Origin of the sequence: Paenibacillus sp. 1-18 (assembly GCF_000520755.1) — a bacterium.
GTDB lineage: Bacteria > Bacillota > Bacilli > Paenibacillales > Paenibacillaceae > Paenibacillus > Paenibacillus brasilensis.
Genome location: NZ_ASSB01000197.1, coordinates 1 through 20,553, shown reverse-complemented (window position 1 = coordinate 20,553; position 20,553 = coordinate 1). Strand labels below are relative to the sequence as shown.

Below are 20,553 nucleotides of genomic sequence, written 5' to 3'. Positions count from 1 at the left end.
TCCTTATAATGATAGGAGATTCCTATCATTATATACAGAATCATTATAAAAATCTAACTGGATGGAGATGAGACCAATCTATAATTTCAATGCAGGCCCGGCAGCCCTGCCTTCGGAAGTTCTGCTGCAAATACAGGAGGAACTTCTTGACTTACAGGGAACCGGCTTATCCATTCTGGAAATCTCGCATAGAAGTAAAGAATATGAGAAGATCAACAGCGAGACGCAGCAGTTGCTGAAGGAACTGCTGCATATTCCTCTCGATTACGAGGTGTTGTTCCTGCAAGGCGGTGCAAGTACGCAATTTGCCATGGTTCCAATGAATTTTTTGAGAGCCGGAAACGTGGCCAGTTATGTTTATAGCGGCACATGGGCAGGCAAAGCGATTGCGGAAGCGCAAAAGTTCGGCCAAGTTGCCATTGTGGCAAGCTCGGAATCCTCACATTTTAAGAAGCTTCCCGCTCTTGATAACATGAAGGTTCCTCCGGGAACGGCCTACATTCATCTCACTTCCAATGAAACGATTGCAGGCACTCAATACAAAAATTTTGTGGACACGGGCAGTATACCGCTCATCGCGGATATGTCCAGCGATATTTTATCCCGATCGATCAATGTTTCCGACTTTTCGCTGATTTATGCCGGCGCGCAAAAAAATCTGGGGCCTTCGGGCGTAACGGTCGTGATCGTCCAACGCGAGCTTCTGCAAAGAATCTCTACACCTATTCCGGATATTATGAATTATCGGATTCATGCGGATAGTCGCTCTCTCTATCACACGCCGCCCGTATTCGCGGTGTACATCGTTAATCTGGTGCTAAAATGGATTCAAGCAAACGGCGGGGTGCGCGGGGTAGAAAATCGGAATCGCGCGAAAGCCGATTTGATCTATTACGCAATCGACGACAGCGACGGTTTTTACAGCGGATTGGCTGATCGGGATAGTCGATCCCTGATGAACGTTACTTTTCGAATTTCTGACGAGGAGTTGGAAAAACACTTTCTTCTGGAGTCGGAGCGTAACGGTTTTGTAGGATTGAAAGGTCACCGGGATGCCGGTCATCTGCGAGCTTCGATCTATAATGCCGTTACTTATGAACATTGTAAAGCGCTAAAGGAATTTATGATAGACTTTCAGAAACGATTCGGATAAGGGAGGAGTCAGTATTGATTTCACTCTTGCGATGTGGGGAGTCAAGCATCCTCTGCATACAGTGACAAATATTATTTGTACTGTCCCGACGAAATAATTTGTATGTTGCACGCCGAGAATCGATAGGAATTCACTATGGTTTCTATATAAATAATATAATTGTTTTAGGTTGAAGTCGCTATTACACTCAATCATATACGTCGAAAATTCGCAAATAGCGTATGGAGGAATGTGAAATGGAAACGGGAACGAACAGAGTCAAAAGAGGAATGGCCGAAATGCAAAAAGGCGGCGTCATCATGGACGTGATGAATGCGGAGCAGGCAAAAGTCGCGGAAGCCGCTGGAGCCACCGCGGTCATGGCGCTGGAGAAAGTGCCAGCGGATATCCGCGCGGCGGGCGGAGTCGCCCGGATGGCTGATCCGGTTATTGTAGAGCAGGTGATGAAAGCCGTTACCATACCCGTGATGGCGAAAGCGCGCATTGGTCATTATGTTGAAGCTAGAGTCCTTGAAGCACTCGGGGTAGACTATATCGACGAAAGCGAAGTATTAACGCCAGCCGACGACAATTTCCATATCGACAAACAAGTATTTACGATTCCATTCGTATGCGGGGCAAGGGATTTGGGAGAAGCGTTGCGTCGGATCGGGGAAGGCGCATCCATGATTCGCACCAAGGGGGAGCCGGGAACAGGCAATATCATCGAGGCCGTGCGCCACATGCGCATGTTGCTGGGCCAAATCCGCAAAGTGCAAGGATTGAGCAAAGACGAATTAATGGTCGAGGCTAAGCAACTCGGCGCTCCTTACGATTTATTGCTCCAGGTCAAAGAAACCGGCAGATTGCCCGTAGTCAACTTTGCCGCAGGGGGCGTTGCTACGCCGGCCGATGCTGCGTTGATGATGCACTTGGGGGCGGATGGCGTTTTTGTCGGGTCAGGCATATTCAAATCCGACCAACCGGAGAAGTTTGCCCGAGCCATCGTGGAAGCGACGACGCATTATACGGACTTCGGGTATATTGCGGATATCTCCAAAAACCTGGGGACCCCGATGAAAGGGATTGAAATCTCCTCACTTCAGGCGAGCGAACGAATGCAGGAACGCGGTATGTAGACACATCTAGCGAACTCGTTAATTAAAATTTGGAGCGGGAGTGATCCGAATGGCATCTATCGAAATCCTTTCACTTAATGTCGGCATGCCCAAGCAGGTCCGGTTTAATCAGAAGGACGTTTCTACGGGGATATTCAAGTCGGCCACAGATGAATCTCTGTATTTATCTTCTCTAAACCTCGAAGGGGATGGACAGGGCGATTTGGTTCATCACGGAGGCAAAGAGAAGGCTGTATGCGTCTATCCCTACGAGCATTACCCGTTCTGGGAAAATGAATTGCGGAGACCGCTCGACTACGGCGCGTTCGGGGAAAATTTAACGACAAAAGGTTTGCTGGAATCCGACGTTTGCATTGGAGACGTCTTTAAGCTTGGCAAAGCAATCGTTCAAGTTAGCCAGCCCAGACAGCCTTGTTACAAGTTATCCATCAAGTACGGCGTACCGGACATGCCCTTGAAGGTACAACAAACAGGCTACACGGGATTCTACTTCCGCGTTCTGGAAGAGGGAGTTGCCTCTAAAACCGACGGACTGTCCCTCCTTCATCGTCATCCGAAAGCAATTACGGTTTCATTCGCCAATCGTATTATGCATCAAGAGAAGAATCATATCGAGGGCATTAAACAAATCCTCGAAGTGGAAGAATTGTCTATAAACTGGAGAAATACGCTTCTAAAACGTTTGGCGGGAACCGAGGCGGATTCTCGCGAAAGACTAACAGGCAACTCATAAGGTGGGAGTGATTCAATGAGTCTGCAAGATCGTCTGTCCGCAGTCGAACATCGCATCCGCCAAGCTTGCGGGCGATGCGGCAGAAGCGAAGAGGAAATCCAGATCATAGCCGTGACGAAATATACAACGGCGAAAGCAACGGAGCAAGTGTTGCTATCCGGATTAACCCATGTTGGTGAAAGTCGCGCCCAAGAAGCGCAGTCCAAATGGGAGGCCCTTCAGCCACGAGGAACGTGGCACTTTATCGGTCATTTGCAAACCAATAAAGTAAAAGAGGTTATCGGCAAATTCGAGTATATTCATTCGCTTGACCGCTTATCCTTGATGAAAGAAATAGAGCAGAAGGCTGCCCGACTCAATGTCGTCGTGAATTGTTTTATTCAAGTCAACGTTTCGGGGGAGAAAAGCAAACAAGGACTTTCTCCGGAAGCTTTATTTTCATTTGCGCAGGAAGTTTCGCGGATGAAGCAGATCCGGGTGGTGGGGCTGATGACGATGGCTCCACACGAATCCGACGCCGAAGCGACCAGACCGGTCTTTAGAGAATTAAAACGATTGCGCGATGAACTTAATACAAGAGAAATCTTTGCTTATCCCGTACCGCATCTTTCTATGGGGATGTCCAACGATTTTGAAGTCGCGATCGAAGAAGGGGCAACTTGGTTGAGGCTTGGATCGATCTTAGTCGGAAGGGGAGCGATTTAGGGAAAACGTGCACTAACCGATTGGAGTTATTGTTGCTATCTGTCTGATCTGGTCGTTGACAAAGAAGCTCAGAAATCCGGAGTAGGACGGGATCTTATTGCCAAGGTGCGAGAAGAAATTGGGGAAGAAGTCGCACTGATTTTGTTAGCTGCACCAAGTGCAGTGGCGTACTACCCTAAAGTTGGCTTTGAAAAAATTGAGAATGGTTTTATGATCAGACGCAAGAAATAAGGGCGGATGAACTGTGGAGGCCAGTGTTCATTAACATGATGAATTTATATACTGATAAGATATGCTGAAGAAGTCGGATTTTATTGTGTACTGACCCCGCTAAATGAAAATACGAGGGGCATTGGGAAAAACGCAGTTTTCAGTAATGATAAAAGGTTGTATTTTTGTTAATGTTGCAAGAACAAGAAATGGTAGGGGAATAGGTATTTGTAACTGTAATCCAGGTTGAGCCGCAGGCTATTTTACTATATAGTTATGACTGAACAACCATACTATCTATATTAAATGAATGCCTAAGTAGGGGGACCCTTGCAATGATTATTAAACCGAAAATCCGTGGTTTTATATGTACGACTGCTCATCCTGAAGGGTGTGCGGCTCATGTCAATCGTCAAATCGATTACATCAAAGACAACACAGCAATACAAGGAGCTAAAAAGGTACTCGTGATCGGAGCGTCTACAGGCTATGGGCTGGCTTCCCGCATTGCTGCAAGCTTCGGTATGGGAGCTGATACCATAGGTGTATCCTATGAACGTCCCGCTTCAGAGGGGCGTACGGCTTCGGCAGGCTGGTACAACACTGTGGCCTTTGAAAGAGCGGCCAGAGCGGCTGGCTACATAGCGGAAAGCATTAATGGAGATGCTTTTTCCCATGAAATTAAGCAGGAGACGTTGAAGCTGGTTAAGGAAAAGCTGGGCAAGGTAGACCTGATTGTGTATAGTGTCGCCTCACCGCGGCGGACCCATCCAGATACGGGTGAAACCTTCAATTCCGTTCTCAAACCAATCGGACAGCCGTTTACGAATAAAACGGTGAATACGAATACGGGTGTCGTATCGGAAATTACGCTGGAACCGGCTACGCAGGAGGAGATTGAGAACACCATCACGGTCATGGGGGGCGAAGATTGGTCCTTATGGCTCAAGGCGCTGGAGGAAGCCGATTTGCTGGCTGATGGGGTAACCACACTGGCTTACTCGTACATTGGTCCGGAGATCACGGAGGCCATTTACCGTAAAGGAACCATTGGGCAAGCCAAAAACGATTTGGAGGCCACAGCGCATACGTTAACGAAACAACTGGAGCGTTATCATGGTAAAGCCTACGTTTCTGTAAATAAAGCGCTGGTCACACAATCGAGTTCGGCTATTCCTGTTGTGCCTCTGTATATTTCCTTACTGTTTAAGGTTATGAAAGAAAAGGGATTGCATGAAGGATGCATTGAGCAGGCGCAGCGTCTGTTCGAGAAGCTGTATAGCGGGTCAACTGTGGAAACGGACGAGGAAGGGCGCATTCGTCTGGATAACTGGGAAATGAGAGAGGATGTGCAGGAGGCTGTCAAAGCTGCCTGGTCCGAGATCACTACGGAAAACGTGTCTGAACGGGGCGATCTTGAACAATACCGTCTGGACTTCCTTCAATTATTTGGATTCGGGTTTGATGAAATCGATTATGAGCTGGATGTCGATCCAGAGGTTCACACAAATTAAGAAACAAATAGGAGTCAAATAAAAACGGGTACTCTCAAGCGATGCAAATGGCTTGTGAGACCCGTTTTTTTACATATGCAAGGCAGAGATGCTTCACCCGCTTAATTTATCGGGAATTGGAGGCAGAAAGCGACTTTCGGTGCAGCAAGCGAAAAACGGCAATGGTAATGATAATTCCAGCAATACCAAAGACGGTGACAGAGGTCAGAGCTTGGTAGGCTTGCCAGCCGAACAAAAAAGCAATACCGCTGCCAAACGTAGTACCTGCCAGTAATCCAAGTGAGCAGGCAATGTCCGTTCTATATTTCATAATCATATTCCTTTCTAATGTATGAATTAAACAGCAACTTGTACTTTTCTCTGGACTTGGACATGAACTTGTGCGTACAATTGAGTGGTAATCGTTTTCAAACTGAATTTTTTATCATTATGGGTCATTCTTATGCAAATTATTCCTTTTCAGGAGGCTGATGAAATGAATATGAATGAGCAGATCAAGCAGTGGAACGCAGAGGCGCAGGCAAGCAACGCTGATCACCCTCATCGAAAGGTTGAACTGTTGATCGAGGTTCGGGATGGAGCGCTTGAAGCTGTCGTCCCTTATTTGAACCGACAAAATTATCGTCATGTAACCCTGGTAGAGGATGAGTATACCTCGGCAGCGGCAGGCCAAAGAGTGGCTAAGCTGATACATGAGGCAGGGTTGACGGTTGATGTGGTCCAGCTGCCTCCAAATGCTGTGGGAGATGTCATTGCTGATGAAACCTACATTATGAAGGTGCTGCTGGGCGTGAAAGATAAGAGTCAGGCTGTACTGGCTGTAGGCTCCGGCACGATTCACGATCTGGTCCGCTTCGTATGCTATAAAATGAATCGTCCGTTCTTGTCCATACCGACGGCCGCTTCTGTAGATGGGTTTACCTCGGCAGGTGCGCCGCTGATCGTAGACGGCAGCAAGCAGACGTTTCAGGCGGTTCCACCGGAAGCCATCTTTGCGGATCTATCCGTGCTGGCGAATGCACCACAGACGATGACTGCCGCAGGCTTTGGCGATATGCTCGGTAAATTCACCTCATTAGCGGACTGGCAGGGATCCAGAGATTTGGGAAATGAGCCGTATTCACCTGTGGCTAACCGGATTACCGAGGAGGCTTTACATGCTTGTGTAGAGCATGTCGATGAGATTGCGGCAGGCAGCAAGGCAGGCGTCGAGGTGCTGATGAATGCACTGATTGCATCCGGTATTTCAATGCTGATGATTGATCATTCGCGTCCGGCATCGGGGGGAGAACACCATATTTCCCACCGAATTGAAATGGATTTTATTGCAGAGGGACGCAAGCAGGTTTTGCATGGTGCCAAAGTGGGCGTAGCTTCCGCTTTGCTGTCTGGCATGTACAGGGAATTGGCTGCCAGCCAGGATGTGGAGGCTTTTAAAGTGTATCGGACTTTGCCTACATCGGAACAGATGCGTGCATGGCTGGTTAAGGTCGGTGGTCCGTCCACTATTGCCGAGCTTGGGGTGACGGAGGAACAGCTTGCTCGTGCTTTGCGCACGGCCCATACTTTGCGTGACCGCTATACGGGGCTTAAGTATATGAACGAACATCGACTGCTTCGTTCATAATATGCAGCATGAATACCAATCGTCTATAGATAGTTAGCCAAGCATATGTAGCAAGGAAGGGATTAGCGAATGGATTTCGGCTCCGGCAGCTATACATCGATGTCCTGCTCCCATAACATTTGTATGTACAAATGAACGATATGCTATAATCGTGGAATACGAACGGGTACACGATATTGCAAGTACGGAGGACACTATGGCGCCCAAATATATACAAGTTAAACAGGAAATTTTATCATGGATTCATTCATCCAAACTGGAGCCTCAAAGCCAGCTTCCATCTGAACATGAAATGTCTGAGCAATTTGCGGTTAGTCGGCAAACGGTGCGTCAGGCGCTCGGCGAGCTGGTACAGGAAGGCTGGCTGTTTCGCATGCAGGGCAAGGGAACCTTTGTTGCGACACGGGATCGTAAGCAACCTGAAGATCCACGGACGATTGGGGTGGTTACGACCTATATATCGGATTATATTTTCCCCTCTATCGTACAGGGAATTGAATCCAAATTAAGTCGTCAGGGCTACAAGCTGCTGCTGTCCAGCACAGGGAATGACCTCGAGCAGGAACGCCAGTGTCTGGAAATGCTGCTGAGTCAGCCACTGAGCGGAATTATTATTGAACCGACCAAAAGCGGGGAACGCAATCCCAATTTGAATTACTACTTGACGGTGGAGAATCGCCAAATCCCTTATTTGATGATCAATGCCCGTTATGAGGAGATGGATGCGCCTTGTCTGCGTGTAGATGATGAAAAGGGTGGTTTCCTGGCGGCTGAGCATTTGATCAAGCTGGGACACCGACGGTTGGCCGGTTTTTTCAAAACCGACGATATGCAGGGAATATTGCGAATGAAGGGGTTTGTGGCTGCTCACCGCAAATATGGGGTGACATTACACCCGAATGCAGTCACTACTTACCGAACCGAAGAAAAAAATGAGCTTCCGTTACAACGTGCATCAGAGCTGCTGGCGATGGAAGCAGAGGAGCGCCCGACCGGATGGGTGACATATAATGATGAGCTGGCTGTTCGATTACTGGATATTGTACGTTCAACGGGTCTGAGCATCCCCAATGATTTATCGCTGGTTGGATTTGATGACTCATTTTTGGCGACAGCAACGGAAACCAAGCTAACGACTATTCGGCATCCCAAAGAAGAACTGGGGCTGCGTGCTGCCGAAACGATGCTGTCGATGATTGAAGAGAAGGGCTATCGTGAAGAGGATCGTCAGTGGATTATACCGCCTGAGCTCATTATTCGCGAATCCACCGGGCCAGCTCCAGAAAATACCTAGGGACATGTAAGGACAAGTCAGTGGATATACAGCTTCAAACCTGCATATTTTATCATATGGTTCTCGCCATACTTCTCGTTACACCAAACAGCCTGTTTTCTGGATTGCAGAAAACAGGCTGTTTTTGCTGTGTTTTTTCTGGAAATAAGCGTAGAAATTGATCTGAAAAAGAGATAAAAAAGGCTGGCTAAGTTGTACGTACAAATGTATAATGAAAGCGGAACCAAGGATGAAGGGTCGTTATGACCCTCCTGTCATTTTCCATTTGAAGTTGGGTTCAGTCACTTCCATTGCAGATTTCAGAAATGAGAGTAAAAGGAGTGTCTTATACATGTTAGAACAATTGAAAAAGGAAGTATGGGAGGCCAATCTGGCGCTTCCAAAGCATGGTCTGGTTACTTTCACGTGGGGAAATGTAAGCGGTATCGACCGCGGGCAGGGACTGGTTGTTATCAAGCCAAGCGGTGTGGCCTATGAAGATCTGAAAGCCGAGCAATTGGTTGTGCTTAATCTTCAAGGCGATGTTGTTGAAGGTGACCTTCGTCCTTCATCCGATACGCCTACACATTTGGCATTGTACCGTGCTTTCCCGCAAATTGGGGGCATTGTGCACACCCACTCTTCCTGGGCTACAAGCTGGGCGCAAGCAGGGCGCGCGATTCCGGCATTAGGCACAACTCAAGGTGACTATTTTTACGGCACGGTTCCATGTACTCGTGCGATGACTTCGGAGGAGATTGCCGGGGAATATGAGCTGGAGACAGGACATGTAATCATTGAGACATTTAAGGATATTAGTCCAACAAATATTCCAGGTGTGCTTGTGAATCAACACGCGCCGTTCACTTGGGGTAAAAATGCCAATGATGCTGTTCATAATGCAGTTGTGCTGGAGGAAGTGGCCAAAATGGCGTACCGTTCCCTCATCCTGAACCCGGAATTAACCTCGATGGATCAGGCGTTGCTGGATAAGCATTTTCTGCGCAAGCATGGGGCAAATGCCTATTATGGGCAAACGAAAAAGGAGGAGGCACACAAATGAGCAAGTATACCATTGGTGTCGATTATGGAACAGAGTCCGGCCGTGCGGTCATTGTTGACCTGTCGAACGGAGCTGAAATAGCTACGCATGTAACACCTTATCGCCATGGGGTTATTGATGAAGTACTGCCTGGTAGCGGACGCAAACTGGAAATGGATTGGGCGCTGGAGCATCCGGCCGATTATATTGAGGTGCTAACCACTTCTGTACCTGCTGTCATGAAGGAAACAGGAATTTCTCCAGACGACATCATCGGGATCGGAATTGATTTTACGGCCTGTACGATGCTGCCGATCGACGTACAAGGGCAACCGCTGTGCTTTGACGAGAAGCTGAAGGATAACCCACACAGTTGGGTAAAGCTGTGGAAGCACCATGCCGCACAGGATGAAGCGGATCGTTTGAATGAAATTGCTTCGCAGCGCGGAGAGACGTTTCAACCCCGCTATGGAGGGAAAATTTCGTCCGAATGGATGATCGCAAAAATTTGGCAAATTCTGAATGAGGCACCTGACATTTATGATCAAATCGATCGTTTTGTGGAAGCGACCGATTGGGTTATTTCTCAGCTCAGTGGGGAGCTGAAACGTAATCAATGTACAGCTGGCTACAAGTCCATTTACCATCACCGCGATGGTTATCCGGACCGTGAATTTTTTAAGGCGCTTGATCCGCGTCTGGAAAATCTGACAGATACGAAGCTGCGTGGCGAGATTTATGACTTGGGTAGCCGGGCGGGCGGACTGACAGAAGAAATGGCCGCGAAATTAGGGTTGAATCCGGGAACAGCGGTAGCAGTAGGTAATGTGGATGCACATGCGGCTGTTCCAGCAGTAGGCGTAGTTACACCAGGCAAGCTGGTGATGGCGATGGGAACTTCCATTTGCCATATGCTGCTCGGTGAGGAAGAAAAAGAAGTAGAAGGTATGTGTGGCGTCGTAGAGAACGGAATTATCCCGGGCTACTACGGATATGAGGCTGGACAATCGGCAGTAGGAGATATTTTTGCATGGTTCGTGGAGCGTGCGGTTCCGGCTGAGGTGAAGGAGCAGGCTGCTGCAGAAGGCGTAAATGTCCATGTATGGCTGGAGCGTAAAGCGGCTGAATATAAACCGGGTGAAACCGGGTTGCTGGCGCTGGACTGGTGGAACGGTAACCGTTCTGTGCTGGTGGACACCAACCTGACAGGGCTGATTGTCGGGTATACGCTGCTGACGAAGCCAGAGGAAGTGTACCGTACATTACTGGAAGCAACCGCGTTTGGAACACGTAAAATTGTCGATGCGTTCCATCATAACGGTGTACCGGTAGACGTATTATACGCGTGCGGTGGATTGCCGCAGAAAAACCGTCTGTTGATGCAAATTTATGCTGACGTAACCGGACGTGAGATTAAGGTGGCAGCATCTACCCAAACTCCTGCGCTGGGCGCGGCAATGTTCGCAGCAGTGGCTGCGGGAGCTGAAGCTGGGGGATACGATGATATTGTCGAAGCAGCACGCCATATGGCACGTGTACGGGACGAGAGCTTTAAGCCGATCCCTGAGAACGCGGCCGTCTATGATAAGCTGTACGAGGAATACAGCCGTCTTCACGACTACTTTGGACGTGGAGGCAACCCGGTCATGAAAAAGCTGAAGGCTATCAAGGAAGAAGCCGGACATTCATCTGAAGCGGCAAGCACTCATTCTTAAGAAGCTAAGAACATATAAGACAGAAGCTTGTAGGGCTGTTGTATCTAAAAAAGCACAGTACGCCGACAAATCGGCAGACTGTGCTTTTTTGCTTTTTTATATTGTGTGAATAACATGATGTGAAAGTCTCATTGGATGAAAGATGGTAATGCGTTCCTTTCAAAGACTTTCATGAGAAGTACAATTGTTAGTTTTTAGGGGACATTTTTACTTTTTCAGCATGGCATCAGCAAACAAAATGGATTTTGGAATACGGAAAAACTGTTCCGCCTGGTCCTGGAAGGTTTGAGAAGGAACTGTACCCTGGTGCAACCATTTTCGGAATGTGCCGGGATGAACGCCAATCCAATGACTGACATCGGTCACTGAAATATCATGAACCATGCATAGACCCGCCAAGATCCGATTTTTGACCGGAGAACGAGTTACAGTCCGTTTCATAAAACGGGACGGCGCTGGTTGACAGATAAGCGGTGAACGCCGAACAACCTCTTCGTTAAACAGAATATGGTGCGGATAACCAAGTGTGTTACACGTCTTTTCCAGATTGGTGTTGCCGGGAATACGGCCCTCATATACCCACGCGCTGACGCTGCGAGAGGAGATGGAAAGCTCTTCGGCAAGTTGGGACAGTTTAATGTCATTAGCCATCAAAACGGCAAGCAAAACGCGATTGCGCACTTGACAGCGTGTTGGCTTGCGAAAACGTTTGACACGCACACCTTTTCCCAAATATTTGCGATTGATCAGAGACCACGCCTGAATGGAATGTTTATCTTGTTGTTTAGGCATATACCCTCCGATTTTTTTAACCACATACTACTATACCCGGAGGGGGCTTTGCAAGTGACTCTTCTCCTGATTTTCTTTTAATCCCATGGGCTTAACCGGTTTATGGAAAATAAGGTCCATTTGACCTATGAAAATGGTAGTTTAAGGTGACGATATATTAAATTTTGACAATATTTTTGGAAATAGAGGTAATATGTTCTTCCCTTATGATTGTAAGAATGTACAGAGAGAAAAATGGGTCTTTGCAATGTAAAATGCAATTTTCCCGATGAGAAAAAGGAGGTTATACGGCTAGATGGTTTGTAAAAAGGTAATGGTATGGTTTCTGACGGCCTTTTGGCAACAAACACTTTGCTGTGCTTGCCTGGTGTGGCAGGTGCAGAAAAACAAGATGCAAGGAATGGAATGCAACTGGATCAAGCGGATACGAAACAGGAGGAACAGGGGCTTTCAGATGGAACTTTAGTCGCATCGAATCTTAATAGTATTGCTCACCCTACTTTGGCGGATGACGAAGAGATGGTTATTACAGGCTCAACTGCAAACGCGGTTAGCTTCGGTTTTCCGTATGGAAAATACAGTATAGAAAACACTGGGGAGCCGGCTTATGCGCGGGTTCCCTTAAATCAAGGGGAAAGTTACCAGTTTATCAATGTGGGAACCAGATTGGACACGATTGAGAGCGATGGGACAACCAAGGATAAGCTTGACTTCGTTGTTTACCTGGCAAATGGAACAGAGTCTTCACGCGGTAGTGGCACCTCGGGGCAGATTGGTGTGGACAGATACGCGGTAATTACTCAGGTCACTGCCAATCCGGTTACATACGGCGCTCCTTATCGTAACTTTATTGCCCGTCCTGTGGGTGGATATGCGATCAGTCGCGTCGAGTCTGAGGCAGGCAAAAGCTACATTTTCCATAATAACGGCACGCTGATGAATCCGATCTACAATAACTCCAGAAAGGCTGGAAATTTGTTCGATTATGTTATCTATAAGTCGGATGGAACGGTATACTCCTATGGTTTTAACAGCCAGGCAGGTCCTATGATCCCGGCTTCGGGATATGCCATTGTGACTGTGATTGGCCCGAGTCCCATTATCTTTGACTATACGGACGATTTTTCCTGGGAACCGAGTAGTGAACCTGCATTTTTACGCGTAACACTGTCGAAAGGTGAAAGTTACACGTATACGAATATCAGTAATCGTTTAAGGAATCTGCACAGCACCGCCAAAACCGTTAAAGGTAAATTTGATGCGGTCCTGTATAAAGCGGATGGTACAGAGCAATCCAGACGCAATGACACAAGTACAGCCCCTCAGGTCGGTGCTGGAAAGAAAGCACTTATTACGGTAACAAGTGATACGCCGATTACATTTCTATCCGGCGGTGAGCAGGGAACATGGATCTATCGCGGAAGTCAGGAGGCCCCTGTCTTGACGAATGCGAAGGAAACTGGTGGAACGTATCAGTTCATCGTTGCGGATCAAACAGGAAAAGTGATTCGTGAACATAAAGAGGCGAAAGACAATCAGCAGCAAGTGCCAGCTAACGCCAATATTCATCTTGCCGTAACAGCAGCTACTCCTGCTGTTAACTTTGGAGCGCCTTATCGTGTGTTTGCTGTAAAAAATAAAGATGACAGCAAGCTGGACGAGCTAATTGAGCTTATAGAAAAGGAGGCTGACTTTACAGCAGGCCAGCAAGGGAAATATTGGTTTACGCCCAAAGAAGACGGAATTTATCGTTTTGCAGTGAAAGAAAAATCCAACTTTGCTGAACAGCAACCGATTGTAGCCTTGTTTACGGACCCTGATTTTAGTAATCAACTGGTCTCTTCAACAGAGCAAGCGCAAATATATGGTTGGGATTATACGGTCTTAGAGTATGAGATGAAGGAAGGACAAACCGTTTGTGTGAAGCTGACTGAAACCAATAGTAGCGCATTACAAACCGTAATTATGGCAGCACATATGGCGCTCGGTAAGGATACCTCGTATGAATATGGGAAAGGGAACCGACTGAATAAAGTTATTTTGTTCACCGGTGATCAAATTCAACTGGATTATGACTTAAACGGAAACGTCATTAAACGGACGAAAAAAGTATTTCCTTTTACAGATTAAAAAGGTGTCTTTCCTTTGACAGCAAAACAGAGAGCCAGATTTACAGGTAATTATTAAATAGGGGTGAGCGAGTATTTAAACGTTATATTTGTAGTCTACTATGTATGGCAATGTTGCTGGGTCCATGGAGTACATGGGCATATGGAGAAGAAGGGAACGGTGAGGCAGCAGCTTCTCAGTCTTCCTCGTCTTCAACTCCACAGATTATTACCAGAGCTTGGCTTGCACAGCAAACGGGTAAGGATCAGACTTGGATCAATGCACAGTTATCCAAAGGCTATACTTTATATGATATTTATAAAGCATGGCAAAAAGATGGGGCGAATGATACTCCTATTCATTTCTTCCGGTAGTTCTAGTTCCACCAAAAGAATTTATTAATCGCTTGTATTCTTCTTAACTCAGTCGATTTATTCACAACTTTGTAACTTCTCTGGCAAGAGGAGTTGCGAGATTGTTTTCAAATTGTTTTACTATGTTTACTTACTATAGTCTGGTAATCTATTAATATATATGGGGGACGAAAAGACGTTCGGATTCAGTCGGTTGAGATGCGTTTATGTCATTTGAGTGAATGTCTATATTGTCATGTCTATATCGTCATGTCTGTATAACTTCATAGACAAGCTAGAGATAGCTCCCACACATTATAAAATACAGTACAGGATGGTGTAATGAATGAAGCTTTTAAAAGTAAGATGGATGGCTGTATGCTTGATGGCAATCTGTTGTTTGGGTTTGCTAGGTATACATACGAATACAGCGAGCGCGCAAGCAAAGGCTCCTTTGCTGGGGGTCAATGATGTGTTACTTGATTCCAATACGATTCAGCCAGTGATGAAAAATGATAAGCTGTATGTACCTATCGTTATATTAGGGCAAAAGATGGGCATTTCTGCTTCGGCTAGCGGGAACACACTGATATTGACGGGACATAACCGCAGCTTTACGTTGAGTTTGACCGAGGGTGATGTTTTTGAACGTGGAGGACGTACGATGGTGCCAATCCGCACTTTGACGGATGCGTTTGGCTTTACTATTACGCTTCCATCAAGTAATTTGTATCGAATTCAGAACGTAAATACAAGCTTGTCCGATGCACAATTTGTGGAAAAGTTTGCGGCAGAAATTAAGCAGCAGACAGCTGCCAAGCCAAGTAACGCAGGCAATAAAGGGAATGTTTCCTCATCCAGCCGTACGATTTATTTGAGCTTCGATGATGGTCCTACAGCGCATACTTCGCAGCTACTGGATATTCTGGACAAATATAATGCCAAGGCTACTTTCTTCATGCTAGGACCGGAAATTCGTCAACATACTGCGGTGATGAAGAGAATGGTAGAAGAGGGGCACGCTCTAGGTTTACACGGAATGAGTCATCAGGTAAAGAAAATCTATGCATCTCCTGCAGCAGCACTTGCAGAAATGAATCAAGATAACGAAATTTTATTTCAGGCAACTGGGAAACGCACTTCTTTAATTCGTACGCCTTATGGCAGCAAACCGTACTTGAAGAAAGCTTACCGCGACCAACTGACGGGTGCGGGCTATCATATTTGGGATTGGAATATAGATTCTAATGATTGGCGTTATACCAAAAATCCCGAGCATTTTGTAAAAACCGTTCTAAGTGATATTCGAAGATTGAAAAACCAAGGCAGAACACCAGTCGTTTTGATGCATGATAAGCCATCCACAATCAAGGTGCTTCCACAAATCATGGCTGCTTTGCAGAAAGAAGGCTATTCGTTCGAGCCGTTGAATAACAACCTGACTCCGCTTAATTTTTGGAATGATCATCGTTAATTAAACAAGCGTTATGTTGCCCAACAGCAAGTCAAGGCACCTTTAAAACCATGTATTTAGGGTTTTAAGGGTGTTTTTTTGTTATGTCTACCTGGCGAGTCCATGATGTTCATAGCTTGTTTCATATGAATCTATGATTTCATATCCTGCTCAGGTCATATGACTTTACGGGTTGCTGCGTCACTGCATATATTACAGTAACCGCCCCGAGAAGGAGGAGCAGGTATGAATATTAATCCAAGTATGTTTAGTGTGTTTTGTGCTACCACCGGAGCCATTATTACGTTTGCTTTTGGGGGCTGGAATCAGCTGATGGTGCTATTCACAGTTGCCATGGCTGTGGATTATGTGACAGGAGTTGCCGCAGCGATTAAGACCGGACAAGGTCTGAGCAGCAAAGCTGGTTTTTGGGGGTTGACGAGAAAGGCTTTAATGCTCATGGTGATTTCTTTGGCACATCATGTGGATCTCATGATGGGTACTGAAATCATGAAAGGCGCGGCGACGTATTTTTATTTATCCAACGAACTAATCTCTATTACGGAAAACTGTTCACGAATGGGTCTGCCGCTCCCACCGAAGCTCAAGAATTTTTTTGCCCTGCTGAAGGACAAGGAGTCTGACGGAAAAGATAGCGGAAAAGATCGCTAGAATTACAAAGCTTCTTTCCGTATGTGGGGCGTTATGATAAAATTTTCAAGAGAACATTTTTAAGACAAGGAGCCTATATGTATGATTAAACATATTGTTTTGTTCAAATTGAAAGACCGCTCCCCTGAAAGCATTGAGCATACGGCATCCATTTTGCGTAGCATGAATGGCAAAATCAAAGAATTGCTGTCGCTCGAAATAGGTACGGATGTGATTCGTTCTGAACGATCTTATGATATTTCCCTTACAGCTGTTGTCGAAACACTGGAGGACCTGCAAACGTATCAGGTACACCCTGTACATCAGGAAATCATTGCACACATGAATGAAGTGAAGGATGTTTCAATCGCAGTTGATTATGAAATCTAGAGCGATGAATGGAGGTGCAGTAACTTGTATTATGTCAACCGGGAACAAATTGAGCTTCGCCTAGAAGCCGTTCCCGACATTGCCGCAGGGCTCCGCCAAATATCTGCCACTTGGAATGGTGATTTGTTGCAAGGGTTGGTGCAGGAGCGCTGCCTTCATTTGGCGATTGAGACGGTAACGGACGTAGGAAGCTATATCATTGACGGTTTTATTATGCGCGACGCAAGTAGTTATGAGGATATTATCGGTATCATTCATGAAGAAGGCGTACTGGATGATATCGTATTTCATTCGCTGTTGGAGCTGGTATCCTTACGTAAACCCTTAGTTCAGGAGTACTTCCATTGGGACCGGACAAGCCTTCACCCGCTTACACCTAAGCTGCCTGAGTTGCTGGAGCATTTCGTATTCAGCGTGCACGACTATTTAAATAAGGAATTGGGTCCGCAGCCCGAGGGAGTGTAACGGCAAAAGTGACGGATAAGTATATCGTACCCGAAATGCCCACCAGGCGCATGATCTTGACACTATTGAAAACCCAGGGACCCGTGGGCGTCGGAAGCTTGGCAGCTCAATTAGGCATTACAGAAATGGGGGTGCGCAGGCATCTCAAATTGATGGAGCAGGATGGGTTGATCGTTGCTACGATTGTGAGACAGGCGATGGGACGTCCAACGTTTTTATACAGCTTGAGCGAGCAGGGAAGTGAGCAGTTTCCTCGCAATTATGATCATCTGCTGCTGGAACTGCTAGAGGAGCTGGATGAAGAGCAGGGAATGGAAGCCGTCCACTCTCTGTTTGATGGTAGAAAACGCAAAATGATGAAGCGTTACTCCCCACACATTAAAAGTGAGACTACCCTGGCTTCACGTGTGGAAAAGCTTTCAGGCATTCAGAACGCTTCCGGCTATATGGCAGAGTGGCGCGAGGAGAAGGATGGCAGTTACTCTCTTGTGGAATACAATTGTCCCATCTCTCAAATTGCAGGCCGCTACCGCAAGGCTTGCGAATGTGAACAGCAAATGTTCGAGGAACTGCTTGATGCTGAGGTGGTCCGTGAGGATTGTTTGGCGGATGGAGGCCGTTGCTGCCTGTACCGTATCCGTGCCCGAAAAAAGTAAAAGTTTTTCTGGCTTGTTCCCTGTATCATGACAAGCTCTCCGTGCTTATAATGCACTAACAGATGGGCATTCGCCCGGGCACAAGGGAGAGATGATGATGAAGGAGAACTACAAAAGCTTTATCCGTGGCGCGTTGGCAGGTAGTCTTGCTGGTTCGCTTGCTGCGTTGCTATTAGCCCCCAAGTCAGGTCGCGAGCTGCGTCAGGATATTACAGATCAGGCGCGTCACGTGAGCGACAAGGGACAGGAACTTGCAGGGAAAATTTCAGATACCTCAATTGAGTATACCGACAAGATTAAGGAAGCCGTTTCAGCCGTCATTCATGAAATTGGGCAATGGCGTAAAAAAGATAGCGGAAATATTCAGGAGGTCAGCGTTTCATCTACTCCTGTTCAAGAGGATACAGAAGAAGATGCTCTGTAATGGTCTGTATGTGGTAGGAAAAAATAACTGAATATCGTTAGGTTTATGGCTTCTCCCGTTGGGGGGGAGCCTTTTTATTGCTCACTTCATCGTTTTAGGGTAATCTTTTGGGGTACCTTTTACATGACTGCGACATAAGGTATGTAGCAACGGATAGCTTCTCGAGAGGGAACAACTTAATTTGAACAAAAAGGAAGCGGTGTGTACGTGCAGCAAGCGATTGCAATATTGGATTCCGGTGTAGGAGGTCTGACGGTTGTCAAAGAAGTCATGCGTCAGCTTCCGCGTGAAAAAATCATTTATTTTGGAGACACTGCGCGCACCCCGTATGGCCCCCGACCATCGGAAGAGGTTAAGAAATTTACGGAGCAAATGGTTGATTTTCTGATTCAGTTTGATCCGAAAGTCATTATTATTGCTTGCAACACGGCAACAGCCGCGGCATTGGATTATATAAGCCAAAAGGTGTCCATTCCGGTGATCGGAGTCATCCATCCCGGGGCTCGTGCTGCGATCAGCGCCACCGTCACCGGACATGTCGGGGTGATTGGGACTGTGGGTACCATCCGAAGCGGGGCCTATACGACTGCGCTCAAGCAGTTATCTCCCTATGTTGAAGTAGTGAGCCACGCTTGTCCTGCGCTTGTTCCTTTGGTGGAACAAGGACAATTCCGTTCGAAGCTGACATCGCAGATTGTAGAGGAGTCGCTGAAGCCCATTCAATCGTATCCAATTGATTGCCTGATTCTAGGTTGTACGCATTATCCTTTTCTAAAAGAAACGATTCAGGAAGTGATGGGCCCTGCGGTGAAGCTGATTAGCTCGGCAGACGAAACGGCCCGTGAGACGAGTACCATTTTGTACAACAAGGGCAGGTTGGAGGCAGGGGATGAAACGCCGGTGCATCAGCTTTTCTGCTCCGGCGATCCGGAGCTGTTTCAGCGTATAGCCGCCCAGTGGCTCGGGGAGCAAATTCGGCAAACGCCTGTTGTCTGGCAAGTGACCAATCTGGATTGACGAGACAACCGTCTTTTTTGTCATTGGACAAAAGAAGACGGTTGTTTTGCTTTTCGCTACATCAAGACACGCAGCATCTGCATAACATGCATTAAGGCAGATGGAAGGGGCGTAGAAGATGAGGGAATATATCGTTCAAAAAGGAGATACATTACACCGGGTCGCCTCGGCTTTTAAACTGACGGCGGATACTTTGATTGCAGATAATCCGTGGGCCGCCGCTCAACCCTATCTGATTTGTGGTCAGGTGCTATATATTCGTCCGTCAATGGATCGTAAATACGTAATTCAGCCCGATGAGAACGCAAGACAGATTGCCAAGCAGTTTGGTGTGGAGCTTAATGAGCTGCGGCTGGCCAATCCCGGACTTGCGGAGTTTGAGTTTGTGGAGGGACAAACAATTGTTATCCCTGATGGCCATCAGGATCAGATTGTACGGTTGCGTGGAGAGTATGGATATGAGGATTTGCAGGAAGACCTTGCGGCCTTGGTCCGCAGGTATCCGTTTATTGAAGTTGGCAGCATCGGCACGAGTGTCATGGGGAAGGATATCCCCTATGTACGTATTGGGAGAGGAACGCGGAAAATTCATGCCAACGCCTCTGTACATGCTAATGAATGGCTGACGACGCCCTGTTTGCTGCGTTTTATAGAGCAATATGCACGAGGAATTAGTGCTGCTGGGGAACAGGAAGAAAGGGAGCTTCGGAGTGAACGAGCGAAGCGAGCGGGGACTTCATCATGGGTGTATGGTGGCTCCCCGCAGGACTTGCTGGAGCACACCTCGTTATGGGTGGTGCCGATGGTCAACCCGGACGGGGTTGAGCTGGTGCAGCAGGGTGTGCTTCCGACTCACCCGATGTATCAAGACCTCCGAAAATGGAATGAAGGCCGCGCTGATTATCGGGGGTGGAAGGCGAATATTCGTGGTGTCGACCTCAACGATCAATTTCCGGCGTATTGGGAAGAGGAGGTACGCAGACGTGGCAAAACAGGACCGTCTCGAAGAGACTATGCTGGGCCTGCACCTTTGTCTGAGCCAGAGTCCAGGGCGCTTGTCGATCTGACCGAACGCGAACAGTTTGATATGGTGTTATCCATCCACAGTCAGGGACAGGAAATCTATTGGAATTATCGGGATCTGGAGCCCAAG

At 47.1% G+C, this 20,553-nt stretch carries 21 protein-coding genes and 1 pseudogene; 20 read left to right on the top strand and 2 right to left on the bottom strand.

Annotated elements, in window-relative coordinates; all coding sequences use genetic code 11:
* Window positions 1-67: 67 nt before the first annotated feature.
* From serC to fabV, 6 genes and pseudogenes are all read left to right on the top strand, one after another.
* Window positions 68-1,153, top strand: coding sequence for a 3-phosphoserine/phosphohydroxythreonine transaminase (serC, locus tag L693_RS0112250; RefSeq protein ID WP_197029915.1), 1,086 nt, complete (start codon window positions 68-70; stop codon window positions 1,151-1,153).
* A gap of 236 nt (window positions 1,154-1,389) precedes the next feature.
* The gene (gene pdxS / locus L693_RS0112245) at window positions 1,390-2,271 is read left to right on the top strand and encodes a pyridoxal 5'-phosphate synthase lyase subunit PdxS (RefSeq protein ID WP_025717493.1); all 882 of its coding nucleotides are present in this window, start codon (window positions 1,390-1,392) and stop codon (window positions 2,269-2,271) included.
* Window positions 2,272-2,320: 49 nt separating this feature from the next.
* Window positions 2,321-3,004: an MOSC domain-containing protein gene (locus L693_RS0112240; protein ID WP_025717492.1), complete on the top strand. Its 684-nt coding sequence runs from the start codon at window positions 2,321-2,323 to the stop codon at window positions 3,002-3,004.
* 15 nt (window positions 3,005-3,019) lie between these two features.
* Entirely contained in the window at window positions 3,020-3,709 is a 690-nt protein-coding gene (locus L693_RS0112235; RefSeq protein WP_025717491.1) for a YggS family pyridoxal phosphate-dependent enzyme, read from the top strand.
* 6 nt (window positions 3,710-3,715) lie between these two features.
* A pseudogene (locus tag L693_RS29215) lies at window positions 3,716-3,940 on the top strand (GNAT family N-acetyltransferase); the annotation flags it as partial.
* 314 nt (window positions 3,941-4,254) lie between these two features.
* Complete coding sequence (fabV, locus tag L693_RS0112230; RefSeq protein ID WP_025717490.1) at window positions 4,255-5,433, top strand: enoyl-ACP reductase FabV; 1,179 nt, start codon at window positions 4,255-4,257, stop codon at window positions 5,431-5,433.
* 106 nt (window positions 5,434-5,539) lie between these two features.
* Here fabV and L693_RS0112225 read toward each other — a convergent pair whose 3' ends face one another.
* Window positions 5,540-5,743, bottom strand: coding sequence for a hypothetical protein (locus L693_RS0112225; RefSeq protein WP_025717489.1), 204 nt, complete (start codon window positions 5,741-5,743; stop codon window positions 5,540-5,542).
* A 165-nt stretch (window positions 5,744-5,908) separates the two neighbouring features.
* Here L693_RS0112225 and L693_RS0112220 point away from each other — a divergent pair, with 165 nt between their 5' ends.
* The 4 genes from L693_RS0112220 to L693_RS0112205 all read left to right on the top strand — a co-directional run bounded on the left by L693_RS0112220 (window position 5,909) and on the right by L693_RS0112205 (window position 11,090).
* On the top strand, window positions 5,909-7,060 hold the full coding sequence (locus L693_RS0112220; protein WP_025717488.1) for a sn-glycerol-1-phosphate dehydrogenase: 1,152 nt from the start codon (window positions 5,909-5,911) through the stop codon (window positions 7,058-7,060).
* Window positions 7,061-7,256: 196 nt separating this feature from the next.
* Window positions 7,257-8,354 (top strand): GntR family transcriptional regulator, encoded by a 1,098-nt coding sequence (locus tag L693_RS0112215; protein WP_025717487.1) that lies wholly within the window; start codon window positions 7,257-7,259, stop codon window positions 8,352-8,354.
* Window positions 8,355-8,685: 331 nt separating this feature from the next.
* Window positions 8,686-9,396: an L-ribulose-5-phosphate 4-epimerase gene (araD, locus tag L693_RS0112210; protein ID WP_025717486.1), complete on the top strand. Its 711-nt coding sequence runs from the start codon at window positions 8,686-8,688 to the stop codon at window positions 9,394-9,396.
* The gene (locus L693_RS0112205) at window positions 9,393-11,090 is read left to right on the top strand and encodes a ribulokinase (protein ID WP_025717485.1); all 1,698 of its coding nucleotides are present in this window, start codon (window positions 9,393-9,395) and stop codon (window positions 11,088-11,090) included. The genes araD and L693_RS0112205 overlap by 4 nt, the downstream gene beginning before the upstream one ends.
* A gap of 207 nt (window positions 11,091-11,297) precedes the next feature.
* Here the strand turns inward: L693_RS0112205 and L693_RS0112200 are convergent, their stop codons facing one another.
* Window positions 11,298-11,882, bottom strand: a complete 585-nt coding sequence (locus L693_RS0112200) for a helix-turn-helix domain-containing protein (protein ID WP_007429779.1) — start codon at window positions 11,880-11,882, stop codon at window positions 11,298-11,300.
* Window positions 11,883-12,200: 318 nt separating this feature from the next.
* On the opposite strand from L693_RS0112200, the gene L693_RS0112195 reads away from it, so the two are divergent.
* The 10 genes from L693_RS0112195 to L693_RS0112150 form a co-directional block, all read left to right on the top strand.
* Window positions 12,201-14,012: a hypothetical protein gene (locus L693_RS0112195; RefSeq protein WP_025717484.1), complete on the top strand. Its 1,812-nt coding sequence runs from the start codon at window positions 12,201-12,203 to the stop codon at window positions 14,010-14,012.
* Window positions 14,013-14,116: 104 nt separating this feature from the next.
* On the top strand, window positions 14,117-14,365 hold the full coding sequence (locus L693_RS0112190) for a hypothetical protein (protein ID WP_025717483.1): 249 nt from the start codon (window positions 14,117-14,119) through the stop codon (window positions 14,363-14,365).
* A 325-nt stretch (window positions 14,366-14,690) separates the two neighbouring features.
* Window positions 14,691-15,818, top strand: coding sequence for a polysaccharide deacetylase (locus L693_RS0112185; RefSeq protein WP_025717482.1), 1,128 nt, complete (start codon window positions 14,691-14,693; stop codon window positions 15,816-15,818).
* 225 nt (window positions 15,819-16,043) lie between these two features.
* The gene (locus L693_RS0112180; RefSeq protein ID WP_025717481.1) at window positions 16,044-16,469 is read left to right on the top strand and encodes a phage holin family protein; all 426 of its coding nucleotides are present in this window, start codon (window positions 16,044-16,046) and stop codon (window positions 16,467-16,469) included.
* Between the two features lie 81 nt (window positions 16,470-16,550).
* Window positions 16,551-16,838 carry a Dabb family protein gene (locus L693_RS0112175; protein ID WP_025717480.1) on the top strand — a complete coding sequence of 96 codons (288 nt, stop codon included), beginning with the start codon at window positions 16,551-16,553 and terminating at the stop codon, window positions 16,836-16,838.
* 24 nt (window positions 16,839-16,862) lie between these two features.
* Entirely contained in the window at window positions 16,863-17,303 is a 441-nt protein-coding gene (locus tag L693_RS0112170) for a DUF86 domain-containing protein (protein WP_025717479.1), read from the top strand.
* Between the two features lie 8 nt (window positions 17,304-17,311).
* A complete protein-coding gene (locus L693_RS0112165; protein ID WP_025717478.1) occupies window positions 17,312-17,959 on the top strand; it encodes a helix-turn-helix transcriptional regulator in 648 nt (215 codons plus the stop codon).
* A 97-nt stretch (window positions 17,960-18,056) separates the two neighbouring features.
* Window positions 18,057-18,383, top strand: coding sequence for a YtxH domain-containing protein (locus L693_RS0112160; protein WP_025717477.1), 327 nt, complete (start codon window positions 18,057-18,059; stop codon window positions 18,381-18,383).
* A 207-nt stretch (window positions 18,384-18,590) separates the two neighbouring features.
* Entirely contained in the window at window positions 18,591-19,400 is an 810-nt protein-coding gene (gene racE, locus L693_RS0112155) for a glutamate racemase (protein ID WP_025717476.1), read from the top strand.
* Window positions 19,401-19,518: 118 nt separating this feature from the next.
* On the top strand, window positions 19,519-20,553 hold a 1,035-nt coding region (locus tag L693_RS0112150; protein WP_025717475.1), incomplete at its 3' end, for a M14 family zinc carboxypeptidase.